Source organism: Pseudomonas abyssi, assembly GCF_003444685.1.
Taxonomy (GTDB): Bacteria; Pseudomonadota; Gammaproteobacteria; order Pseudomonadales; family Pseudomonadaceae; genus Halopseudomonas; species Halopseudomonas abyssi.
This window is the reverse complement of record NZ_LMAZ01000001.1, coordinates 619,264-630,721: the sequence shown is the minus strand read 5'-3', so window position 1 is coordinate 630,721 and position 11,458 is coordinate 619,264. Positions and strand designations below refer to the sequence as shown.

Genomic DNA, 11,458 nt, shown 5'->3' with positions numbered 1-11,458 from the left:
TACAACAGGAGGGTGAACGAAGCGTCAACAGACCCTAGTTACTTGTCGCTACGCGGCGGCATCGGGAAATGCATGATATTGCCGGTGCTGGTCGCCTCGCTGATCTTGGCGGTCCCTACCCGCTCCACCTCATCGATACGAATGATTGAGTGCACCGGGATAAAGCTGCGCTTGACGCCTTCGAACTGACTCTTGAGCTTCTCTTCGGCTGGATCAACCAGCATTTGTGAGCGCTCGCCAAAAATCAGCTCTTCTATTTCCATGAAGCCCCACAGCTCACTCTGGAAAATCTGCTGGGCGTACAGCTCGAAAACCTGTCCCTGGTTCTGGAAGATGACTCGGAAGACCGGTGGCTGTTCTTTACTCATGGCGGCTTGATCAACAGGTTGACATATATGAAGGAACGCCAGAGCAGGACCGCTCGGCGGGCGCGCATCATAGCACAGGGGCCGGCATAACAAAGGCAGGCGCTTGTGTGTATAATCGCCCCTTTTTCCAGCCCCCAGCACATTCCCATGGCCAAGAAACTCTTTATCCAGACCCACGGCTGCCAGATGAACGAGTATGACAGCTCGCGCATGGCAGACCTGCTCGGCGACCACCAGGCAATGGAGCTGACTGACAACCCCGACGAGGCGGATGTCATTCTGCTCAATACCTGCTCGATCCGCGAGAAGGCGCAGGAAAAGGTCTTTTCCGAGCTGGGGCGCTGGCGTCCGCTAAAAGAGAAGAATCCGGAACTGATTATCGGCGTTGGCGGCTGCGTCGCCAGCCAGGAAGGCAGCGCGATCCGTGACCGCGCGTCCTACGTGGACGTGGTGTTCGGCCCGCAGACGCTGCACCGCCTGCCCGAGATGATCGACGCCGCACGCACCACCCACCAGCCGCAGGTGGACGTCAGCTTCCCCGAGATCGAAAAGTTCGACGCCCTGCCCGAGCCCCGCGTGGACGGCCCGACCGCCTTTGTCTCCATCATGGAAGGCTGCAGCAAGTACTGCAGCTTCTGCGTGGTGCCCTACACCCGCGGCGAAGAAGTCAGCCGCCCGCTGGCGGACGTGCTCAGCGAGATCCTTCACCTGGCCGAGAACGGCGTCAAGGAAGTCACCCTGCTAGGTCAGAACGTCAACGGCTACCGCTTTGACGGTACCGACTTTGCGGACCTGCTGCACGCGGTTGCCGCGATCGACGGGATCGAACGCATTCGCTACACCACCAGCCACCCGCTGGAATTCTCCGACGCCATCATCCAGGCCCACGCCGAGATTCCCAAGCTGGTGAAATACCTGCACCTGCCGGTGCAATCGGGCTCCGACCGCGTGCTGGCAGCGATGAAGCGCAACCACACCGCGCTGGAGTACAAGTCGCGCATCCGCAAGCTGAAAGCAGCCGTGCCGGACATCATCCTAAGCTCCGACTTCATCATCGGCTTCCCGGGCGAAACCGACCGTGATTTCGAGCAGACCATGAAGCTGGTCGAGGATGTCGGCTTCGACTTTTCCTACTCCTTTGTCTACAGCGCACGCCCAGGCACCCCGGCCGCCGACCTCAACGACGACACGCCGATGGAGGTGAAAAAGCAGCGCCTGCAGATTCTCCAGGCCCGCCTGAACCAGCAGGGCTTCGAGAACAGCCGCCGTATGGTCGGCACCACCCAGCGCATCCTGGTCAGCGACTTCTCCAAGAAGGACCCAGGCATGCTGCAGGGCCGCACCGAGCACAACCGCGTCGTCAACTTCCGTTGCGACAACCCCGGTCTGATCGGTCAATTTGTCGACGTCGAGATCCTCGAAGCGCTGCCGCATTCGCTCAGAGGTGAACTCACAGCTGCAAGCAGCAAGCCTTAAGCTTCAAGCAGCCCGAGCCGGGTCAACTTGCGGCTTGCTGCTTGTAGCTTGTTACGCCTGAGCGTTATGCTGTACGCCCTTTAGCCACACGGCGCCATCTGGACCATTTTGAACGCATCCGCACACATACATCGCTTCAGCATTGAACCCGTCGACCCCCGTCGTTTTGCCAGCCTTTGCGGCCAGTTCGATGAAAATCTCCACCTGATCGAGCAGCGTCTCGGCATTGAGGTGCGCAATCGCGGCAATCACTTCGAGCTGATTGGCGACGAGTCGCTGACCCGCGCCGCCGAGGCCGTATTGCGCCAGCTGTATCGCGAAACGCGTGATAACGACGCCCTGAGCCCCGATACCGTGCACCTGTATCTGCAGGAGTCGGGTCTGGAGAGCCTGAGCGAAACGCTGAGTACGGGGGGCAGCAACCAAAAGCCGGTGATCCTGCGCACGCGCAAGATGACCATCCAGCCGCGCGGTCCGAATCAGCAGAATTACGTGCGCTCCATCCAGGAGCACGACATCAATTTCGGTATCGGTCCGGCCGGCACCGGCAAGACCTACCTCGCCGTCGCCTGCGCGGTTGACGCATTGGAGCGTGAACAGGTGCGACGCATTCTGCTGGTGCGCCCGGCGGTCGAAGCCGGCGAGAAACTCGGCTTCCTGCCGGGCGACCTGGCCCAGAAAATCGATCCCTACCTGCGCCCGCTGTATGACGCACTGTATGAAATGCTTGGCTTTGAGCAGGTTGCCAAACTGATCGAGAAGCAGGTGATCGAGATTGCCCCGCTGGCGTACATGCGCGGCCGCACCCTGAACAACAGCTTCATCATCCTCGACGAGTCGCAGAACACGACGCTGGAACAGATGAAGATGTTCCTTACCCGTATCGGCTTCGGCTCGACCGCGGTTATCACCGGCGATATCACCCAGGTTGACCTGCCGCGCGGCACGCGCTCGGGCCTGGCACACGTCACCGAGGTCCTCAAGGGCGTCAACGGCATCGGCTTTACTCACTTCCAGTCCAAGGACGTCGTACGTCATCCGCTGGTACAGCGCATTGTTGAAGCCTATGACCGCTTTGATGCACTGCAGGAAAGCGCCCGTCGAGAACGCCGTGATGAGCATTGAGCTGGATATCCAGCGCGCCTCCGGCGCCCCAGATCAGCCTGACGACGACAGCTTCATACGCTGGGTCGGACTGGCACTGGGCGCCGGTACCGACCGAGAACTGACCATTCGCCTGGTGGACGCCGACGAGGGCCGCCAGCTGAACCACACCTATCGGGGCAAGGACTACGCCACCAACGTACTGTCCTTTCCCGCTGACCTGCCTGCCGAACTGGATTTGCCGCTACTGGGCGATCTGGTTATCTGCGTTCCCGTGGTGGCCCGCGAAGCCATCGAACAACGCAAACCGCTGCACGCCCATTGGGCGCACATGGTTATCCACGGCTGCCTGCACCTGCTCGGCTATGATCACATCGAAGACGATGAGGCCGAGGAAATGGAAAGCCTGGAACGGGAATTGCTGGCAGAACTCGGCATAGCCGACCCCTATCTTGACGATGATGAGTAAGGATCAATGAGCGAAGATCGATCGACCAACGGGCATAAGTCGTGGCTGGATAAGCTGGTCCAGGCTTTTGTCCATGAACCCAAGAACCGCCAGGAACTGCTCGAGCTGCTGCGCGAGGCGCACAGCAACGAGGTCCTGGATATTGAGGCCCTGTCGATCATCGAAGGTGCACTGCAGGTCTCCGACATGCAGGTTCGCGACATCATGGTGCCGCGCTCGCAGATGACCACCATCAAGGCAACCCAAAGCCCGCGTGAATTCCTGCCGGCGGTGATCGAAGCGGCGCACTCGCGCTTCCCGGTCATCGGCGAGAGCATCGACGATGTGCTCGGCGTGCTGCTGGCCAAGGACCTGCTCCCGCTGCTGCTGGAAGACAATACCGAACGCTTCAACATCAAGGACATCCTGCGCCCGGCCACCTTTGTGCCCGAGTCCAAGCGTCTGAATGTGCTGCTGAAAGAGTTTCGTGCCACCCGCAACCATATGGCCGTGGTCATCGACGAGTACGGCGGCGTTGCCGGCCTGGTGACCATCGAGGACGTGCTGGAGCAGATTGTCGGCGACATTGAAGACGAGCACGATGTCGACGAAGACAGCCAGATCAAGCCGCTGCCCAGCGGCGACTATCTGGTCAAGGGTCTGACGCCCATCGACGAATTCAACGAGCACTTCGACACCAGCTTCCCCGACGAAGAGTTCGATACGGTCGGCGGCCTGGTGATGAACGCCTTTGGCCACCTGCCCAAGCGCAATGAAGTGGTCGAGCTGGATGGTTTCCGCGTTCGCGTCCTGAACGCCGACAGCCGCCGGGTTCACCTGCTGCGCGTCACCCTGGTCAACCGCTGAGTCCATCGCGATAAGGAACACCCCATGCACGCCCTGCTGAGCCGCCTGCGCGGCCCCGGCCTCGTCGGCCACTTGATTGCGCTGGTCGCCGGCGCGCTCAGCACGCTGTCTTTCGCGCCCTACAACCTCTGGCCGCTGGGCATGCTCTCGGTGGCGCTGCTGTATCAGGGCCTGAAAGAGATCGCACCCAAGCAGGCAGCTCTGCGCGGCGGTGCCTGGGGCCTCGGGTTGTTTACCTCCGGGGTGTCCTGGATCTACATCAGCATCCACCTGCACGGCAACGCCTCGCCGCCGCTGGCAGCCTTCCTGACCGGCGGCCTGGAGCTGGGACTGGCGTGCTTCTTCGCCCTGATGGCCTGGCTCTGGGCACGCTTCCTGCGCCCGCAGGGCGCTTGGCACGGCAGCCTGACCTTTGCCCTGCTGTGGTTTGTCCAGGAGATGTTTCGCAGCTGGTTCCTGACCGGCTTCCCCTGGCTGTATCACGGCTACGCCCACAGCCACACCTGGCTGGCCGGCTGGGCGCCAGTGGGCGGCGTCTGGCTGCTGGGCGTGCTGTCGATCTTCATGGCCTGCCTGCTGAGCGAATGGCGCCTGGCACGCAAGCCGCTGCAGCTGCTCGGCGCGGCGCTGCTGTTCGGCGTTATCTGGGGCGGCGGCCTGCTACTGTCCTACATCGACTGGACCCAGCCGACCGGAAAACGCCTGAGCGTCAACCTGGTACAAGCCAATATCGCCCAGTCCAATAAATGGGACCCGGCCTACATTACCCGCACCCTGGAGCTGTATCGCGACCTGACCTACGCCCAGCCACCTACCGATCTGGTGGTCTGGCCAGAAACGGCCGTCCCTATCCTGCAGAGCCAGGGCCAGTATTTCGTCGACGGCATTGCCGCCAATCTGGCCGAAGAGGGCCGCACGCTGATCACCGGCATTCCGGTGGACACCCAGGATGCCGATGGCCTGCGCATATACAACGGCATCATGGTCGGCGGCAGCGAGCCACGCAGCCAGTACCTGAAACAAAAACTGGTGCCCTTTGGCGAGTACGTACCACTGGAAGGACTACTGCGCGGGCTGATCGATTTCTTCGACCTGCCCATGTCCAGCTTCAGCCGCGGCCCGGCCGACCAGCCGCCATTGCAGGCTGCCGGCTACGCCCTGGCCCCGCTGATCTGCTATGAGGCCGTCTACCCCGATTTTGCTGCACGACTGGCAGCGCAGAGCGAGCTGTTGATCACCATCAGCAATGACAGCTGGTTCGGTTCTTCGATTGGCCCGCTGCAGCACCTGCAGATGGCACAGATGCGCGCCATTGAGGCCCAGCGCTGGATGATCCGCGCTACCAACAACGGCGTGACCGCGCTGATTGATCCACGCGGCAGCATCCGTCAGCGCATACCGCAGTTCCAGCAGGAGGTGCTGATCGGTGAAGTGCAGCCCATGACCGGCCTGACGCCCTACCTGCGCTGGCGCAGCTGGCCACTGATTGCCCTGGCACTGCTGATCCTAGTGCCGTGTGTCCTGCGCCGGCGGCAACACGCCCGGTAAGGGCGTGCGCTCGGCCAGCGCACAGAGTATTTGTTGCAACAGGCGCAGATCTGCTTCGCTCAGCCCTTTCAACTCCAGCTCCGATGGCTCGGCCTCGCCGCCCATCCACTGTCGGGTGTGCGCCATGTCCAGAGCCTGATCAAGTCGTCGCAACAGCCGGCCATAGCCGCTGTCGCCAGGCCGACTGAGCATTGTCTCTGATATTGCTGCGCACATGTGCTGTCACCTCCCGACGCTTATGTCCGACCGTTAGGGTCGGGCTTTCCTAGAGAATAGACGCCGCAGAGCGGTCGCCGGCGACCTGACGACGAATGGCAACGCGACTACCTGAGCCGCGCCGGGTGGTGTATCCTGCCCCATTCCTTTTTCCTCCGTACGAGTCACCAGACCCACGCCATGCAAGAACAGTATTCACCGAGTGAGATAGAAGCCGCCGCCCAGGCTGACTGGGATAACGCCGAGGCCTTCAAGGTCAGCGAAACCCCGGGGCAGGACACCTACTACTGCCTGTCGATGTTTCCCTACCCGAGCGGCAAGCTACACATGGGGCACGTGCGCAACTACACCATCGGTGACGTGATCGCCCGCTATCAGCGGATGCAAGGCAAGAATGTGCTGCAGCCCATGGGCTGGGATGCGTTCGGCATGCCGGCGGAAAACGCCGCGATGAACAACAAGGTTGCCCCGGCTGCCTGGACCTACTCGAACATCGATTACATGCGCACCCAGCTGAAAAGCCTGGGCCTGGCCATCGACTGGACACGCGAAATCGCCACCTGCAAACCCGACTACTATCGCTGGGAGCAGTGGCTGTTCACCCGCCTGTTCGAGAAAGGCATCATCTACCGCAAGAACGGTACGGTGAACTGGGACCCGGTCGACCAGACCGTGCTGGCCAACGAGCAGGTCATTGACGGCAAAGGCTGGCGCAGTGGCGCAGTCATCGAGAAGCGCGAAATCCCGATGTACTACTTCGCGATCACCAATTACGCCGAGGAGCTGCTCAGCTCGCTCGACGAGCTGACCGGCTGGCCCGAGCAGGTCAAGACCATGCAGCGCAACTGGATCGGCAAGTCAGTAGGCATGGAAGTCCAGTTCCCGTACGACACCGCCAGCATCGGCCACGACGGAACTCTCAAGGTCTTCACCACCCGCCCCGATACCCTGATGGGCGCGACCTACGTTGCCGTAGCGGCAGAGCATCCGCTGGCCACCCAGGCCGCCGAGGGCAACGCCGAGCTGCAAGCCTTTATCGATGAGTGCAAGCGCGGCGGCGTGGCCGAAGCGGATATTGCCACCCAGGAGAAGAAAGGCCTGCCAACCCCCCTGTACGTACTGCACCCGCTGACCGGCGAGAAACTGCCGGTATGGGTCGCTAACTACGTACTCATGGGTTACGGCGAAGGCGCCGTGATGGCTGTGCCGGCGCATGATGAGCGCGACTTTGCCTTTGCCAGCAAATACCGCCTGCCGATCAAGCCGGTTATCCGCACCTCCGCCGGCGACGCCACGCCTGAGCCTTGGCAAGACGCCTACGGCGAGAAAGGCGAGCTGATCAACTCCGAAGAATTTGACGGCCTGGACTACGACAGCGCCTTCACCGCCATTGGCGAAGTGCTGAAGCAGAAAGGCCTGGGCGAGCCGCGCACCCAGTTCCGCCTGCGTGACTGGGGTATCAGCCGCCAGCGTTACTGGGGCTGCCCGATTCCGATCATCCACTGCGACAGCTGTGGCGACGTACCGGTACCGGACGATCAGCTGCCGGTCGTACTGCCCGAAGACGTGATTCCCGATGGCGCCGGCAGCCCGCTGGCGAAGATGCCCGAATTTTACGAGTGCACCTGCCCGAAGTGCGGCGCCGCGGCCAAGCGCGAAACCGACACCATGGATACCTTCGTCGAGAGCTCCTGGTATTACGCGCGCTACGCCAGCCCGCAGTACGACCAGGGCATGGTCGATCCGGCTGCCGCCAATCACTGGCTGCCGGTGGACCAGTACATCGGTGGTATCGAACACGCCATTTTGCACCTGCTCTACGCCCGCTTCTTCCACAAGCTGATGCGCGACGAGGGCCTGGTCAACAGCAACGAGCCGTTCAAGAACCTGCTGACCCAGGGCATGGTTCTTGCCGACACCTACTACCGCCTTGAAGCCAACGGCTCCAAGACCTGGTTCAACCCGGCCGATGTAGATATCGAGCGCGACGGCAAGGGCAAGATTGTTGCCGCCACCCTGCGCAGCGACGGCCAGCCGGTGGAGATTGGCGGCACCGAGAAGATGTCCAAGTCGAAGAACAACGGCGTTGACCCGCAGGCCATGATCGACCAGTACGGTGCCGATACCTGCCGCCTGTTCATGATGTTCGCCTCGCCGCCGGACATGAGCCTGGAATGGTCCGACTCCGGCGTTGAAGGCGCCCAGCGCTTCCTGCGCCGCGTCTGGCGCCTGAGCCAGCAGCATCACGCCAAGGGCCCGGCCGGCAAAGCCGACCTCGGCAGCCTGAGTGACGAGCAGAAAGCCGTGCGCCGCGCCATTCACCTGGCCATCAAGCAGGCCAGCCAGGATATTGGCCAGCACCACAAGTTCAACACCGCCATCGCCGCCGTCATGACCCTGATGAACGTGCTCGAAAAAGCCCCGCAGGACGCCGAGCAGGACCGCGCGCTGCTGCAGGAAGGCCTGGAGACTGTCGCCCTGGTGCTGGCCCCGATTGCCCCGCACATCAGCCACAGCCTCTGGCAGTCACTGGGTCACAGCGATGCCATCATCGATGCCCGCTGGCCGCAGGTCGACGAGAGCGCACTGGTTCAGGACAGCCTGCAACTGGTGATTCAGGTCAACGGCAAGCTGCGCGGTCATATTGAAGTCGCCGCCGATGCCAGCCGCGAGCTGATTGAAGCCACCGCACGGGACAACGAGAATGTGCTGCGCTTTACCGAAGGGCTGACGATCCGCAAGGTCATCGTCGTCCCCGGCAAGCTGGTCAACATTGTCGCCAACTGATTTTGCAACGGAGAGCCAAGATGTCACTGACCACACCCAGATTGCTGCTCAGCTGCGCCGTTCTCGGCGCGACCCTGCTCGCCTCCGGCTGCGGGTTCCACCTGCGCGGCACTGGTGTCGACAGCGTTGAGCTGAACCAGCTCGATGTCAGCGCCCACAACCGCTATGGACCAACCTACCAGCAGGTACTGCAGGCGCTGGAAATTGACGGGGTAAAAGTGACCCCAACAGCGCCCTACCAACTGCAGCTGCTGGAAGAAAACCAGGGCCGCCGCGCCGTCAGCTATACCAGCAGCTCGACTCCGGCCGAGTACGAACTGAGCAGCAGCCTGACGTTCCAGATCGCCGACCGTCAGGGCCGACCGCTGATCGGCCCGGAAACACTGGGCACGCAGCGCACCTACGTCAATGACAAGGACAACATCATCGGCACCACCGAGGAAGAGGAACTGCTGCGCCGGGAGATGCGCCAGGACCTGACCCGGCAGTTGCTGTTCCGCCTGTCCAGCATCACCGAAGGCCAGCTGTCGAGCTACGAGTCTCGCCTTAACCAGCAGGAAAACTGAGCGTCGCATGAAGCTCAACGCGCCCCAGCTGGGCAAGCAGCTCAAGGACGAGCTGGCGCCGGTCTACGTGGTCAGTGGCGATGATCCGCTGCTCTGCGGCGAGGCCTGCGACCTGATTCGCCAGGCCTGCCGCGCCGCCGGTAGCGAAGAACGTCAGGTCTTTGATGTAGACCGCAGCTTTGACTGGGCGCAACTCTATGAAGCCAGCCACAGCCTGTCACTGTTCGCCCAGAAGCGATTGCTGGAGCTGCGCCTGCCTTCGGGCAAGCCCGGCGACGCCGGCGCCAAGGCCCTGCTTGCCTATTTAGAGCAACCCGCCGAAGACACCACCCTGCTGATCAGCCTGCCCAAGCTGGACGGCAGCACCCAGCGCAGCAAGTGGGCCAAGGCCTTGATCGAGCACGCCGACAGCCGGTTTGTGCAAATCTGGCCGATCGAGCCGCAGCAACTACCCACCTGGATTCGTGACCGTCTGGCCCAGGCTGGCCTGCAGGCCAGCCCGGACGCCGTGGAGCTGCTCAGCGCCCGGGTAGAAGGCAACCTGCTGGCCGCCGCCCAGGAGATCGAAAAGCTCAAGCTGTACTGCCCTCAGGGGCAACTGACGCTGGACACGGTTCAACAGGTCGTGGCCGACAGCGCGCGCTTTGATATCTTCCACCTCAGCGATGCCATGTTGCAGGGCCAGCCACAGCATGCCTTGCGTATGCTGCAGGGGCTGCGCGGCGAGGGCGTCGAGGCACCTGTGGTGCTTTGGGCGGTCAGCCGCGAGCTACGCTCGCTGACCGACATGGCGCAGCAGCAGGCGCGCGGCATCCCGCTGGACAAAGTGTTTTCCAGTCAGCGCCCGCCGGTCTGGGACAAGCGCAAGCCATTGCTGCGCGGCGCCCTGCAACGCCACCCGGCAGATGCCTGGGAGCGCTGGCTGAATGCCGCGCAAACCGTGGATGAACAAATCAAGGGACAGGCGCCGGGTTCACCCTGGGATGGCTTGGCGCGCATTCTGGTTGAAGCGGCCGGCGCTCGCCTGCCGCTTTAGAGAGAACGTCAATCAGCGCAGCAGCAGTAACGGACAGTCGGTGCGCTGCAGCATGGCCGTGGTGGTACTGCCTACCAGAAAACGCCGAATCCGCGAGTGGCCGTAGGCACCCATCACGATCAGGTCCATCTGCTGTTCGCGGCGATAGTCGAGCAGCACGTCTTCGACCTCGCCGGCGCGAATCGCCGCACTGGTATCGAACCCGGCCTCATGCAACTGTCTGCGCGCCGCCTCGATTGCTTCACGAGAATCTGCGGTATCGGCGCCCACCATCAGCAGATGAATCGACAACCCACGTAGCAACGGACTCTGCAACAGTACATCAAGCCCCTTGCGCACACTCGGGCTGTTATCAAACGCGACCAGCACGCGCTGCGGCGCGCGATACGTCCCCGTGGTCACCAGCACCGGGCGGTGCAGCGTGCGAATCACGCTCTCCAACTGACTGCCGACCTGGCTCGCCGCGCTGCTGCAGGCCTCGCCCTGGCGCCCCATCACCAGCAGCCGTACCTCTGACTCCAGCTCCTGCAGGGTATCTACCAGCCGGCCATGACGCTGGCGCAGCAACGGTTCGGCAACGCCATCGGCGCGCACCCGCTCACAGGCGGCATCCAGCATCAGCTTGCCCTGCTCGCGCAGTAGCCGGGCGCGCCGCTCGTCCAGCTCGGCCAGCTCATTGAGCAGCAGCTCGCGACTGCCCAGACCGATGCTGCCGGACAGATCGGCTGGAGCTGAGCCCGCGACGGGCTCCAGCACATGCAGCAGGGCAAGGGGAGCCGCCAACCGCAAACTGGCCCAGGCGGCATAGTCACAGACCGCTTCGCTGGCCGCCGAGCCGTCGATACAGGCCAATATCCGTGATTCGTTCATGTTGCCCTCCAGGGTCTGTTGACGTTTCGTTCACCCGCCTGCCGGAGGCCATTTTTCGGCCAGGCAAGGCGGAGGGAGTGCAGTGTGGTCATTCCACACAAGCGACCAACAACGCAGACTGGCCGAAAAATGGCCCCGTCCCTGCGGGTGGGGTCGCCGAGGTTGCGCCTGC

The 11,458-nt window shown here is 62.6% G+C and carries 11 protein-coding genes; 8 read left to right on the top strand and 3 right to left on the bottom strand.

Features of this window, described 5'->3' with window-relative positions; genetic code table 11:
• Window positions 1–38: 38 nt before the first annotated feature.
• Complete coding sequence (locus tag ASB58_RS02905) at window positions 39–368, bottom strand: DUF1820 family protein (RefSeq protein ID WP_096003489.1); 330 nt, start codon at window positions 366–368, stop codon at window positions 39–41.
• Between the two features lie 147 nt (window positions 369–515).
• On the opposite strand from ASB58_RS02905, the gene miaB reads away from it, so the two are divergent.
• From miaB to lnt, 5 genes are all read left to right on the top strand, one after another.
• The gene (gene miaB, locus ASB58_RS02900) at window positions 516–1,844 is read left to right on the top strand and encodes a tRNA (N6-isopentenyl adenosine(37)-C2)-methylthiotransferase MiaB (RefSeq protein WP_096003488.1); all 1,329 of its coding nucleotides are present in this window, start codon (window positions 516–518) and stop codon (window positions 1,842–1,844) included.
• A 108-nt stretch (window positions 1,845–1,952) separates the two neighbouring features.
• Window positions 1,953–2,969: a PhoH family protein gene (locus tag ASB58_RS02895; protein WP_096003487.1), complete on the top strand. Its 1,017-nt coding sequence runs from the start codon at window positions 1,953–1,955 to the stop codon at window positions 2,967–2,969.
• Complete coding sequence (gene ybeY, locus ASB58_RS02890; RefSeq protein WP_096003486.1) at window positions 2,959–3,417, top strand: rRNA maturation RNase YbeY; 459 nt, start codon at window positions 2,959–2,961, stop codon at window positions 3,415–3,417. The genes ASB58_RS02895 and ybeY overlap by 11 nt, the downstream gene beginning before the upstream one ends.
• 6 nt (window positions 3,418–3,423) lie before the next feature.
• Entirely contained in the window at window positions 3,424–4,263 is an 840-nt protein-coding gene (locus ASB58_RS02885) for a CorC family transporter (RefSeq protein WP_096003485.1), read from the top strand.
• 24 nt (window positions 4,264–4,287) lie between these two features.
• On the top strand, window positions 4,288–5,811 hold the full coding sequence (gene lnt, locus ASB58_RS02880) for an apolipoprotein N-acyltransferase (protein ID WP_118129279.1): 1,524 nt from the start codon (window positions 4,288–4,290) through the stop codon (window positions 5,809–5,811).
• Here the strand turns inward: lnt and ASB58_RS02875 are convergent.
• Window positions 5,770–6,003 carry a hypothetical protein gene (locus ASB58_RS02875; RefSeq protein WP_096003483.1) on the bottom strand — a complete coding sequence of 78 codons (234 nt, stop codon included), beginning with the start codon at window positions 6,001–6,003 and terminating at the stop codon, window positions 5,770–5,772. The two genes, lnt and ASB58_RS02875, sit on opposite strands and share 42 nt — an antisense overlap.
• A gap of 204 nt (window positions 6,004–6,207) precedes the next feature.
• On the opposite strand from ASB58_RS02875, the gene leuS reads away from it, so the two are divergent.
• From leuS to holA, 3 genes are read left to right on the top strand one after another with little or no spacing between them, the layout of a single operon-like run.
• Window positions 6,208–8,814 carry a leucine--tRNA ligase gene (leuS, locus tag ASB58_RS02870; protein WP_096003482.1) on the top strand — a complete coding sequence of 869 codons (2,607 nt, stop codon included), beginning with the start codon at window positions 6,208–6,210 and terminating at the stop codon, window positions 8,812–8,814.
• Between the two features lie 20 nt (window positions 8,815–8,834).
• Window positions 8,835–9,380, top strand: a complete 546-nt coding sequence (locus tag ASB58_RS02865; RefSeq protein ID WP_096003481.1) for an LPS-assembly lipoprotein LptE — start codon at window positions 8,835–8,837, stop codon at window positions 9,378–9,380.
• A gap of 7 nt (window positions 9,381–9,387) precedes the next feature.
• Entirely contained in the window at window positions 9,388–10,416 is a 1,029-nt protein-coding gene (gene holA, locus ASB58_RS02860; protein ID WP_096003480.1) for a DNA polymerase III subunit delta, read from the top strand.
• 12 nt (window positions 10,417–10,428) lie between these two features.
• Here the strand turns inward: holA and ASB58_RS02855 are convergent, their stop codons facing one another.
• On the bottom strand, window positions 10,429–11,286 hold the full coding sequence (locus ASB58_RS02855) for a universal stress protein (protein WP_118129278.1): 858 nt from the start codon (window positions 11,284–11,286) through the stop codon (window positions 10,429–10,431).
• Window positions 11,287–11,458 lie beyond the last annotated feature (172 nt).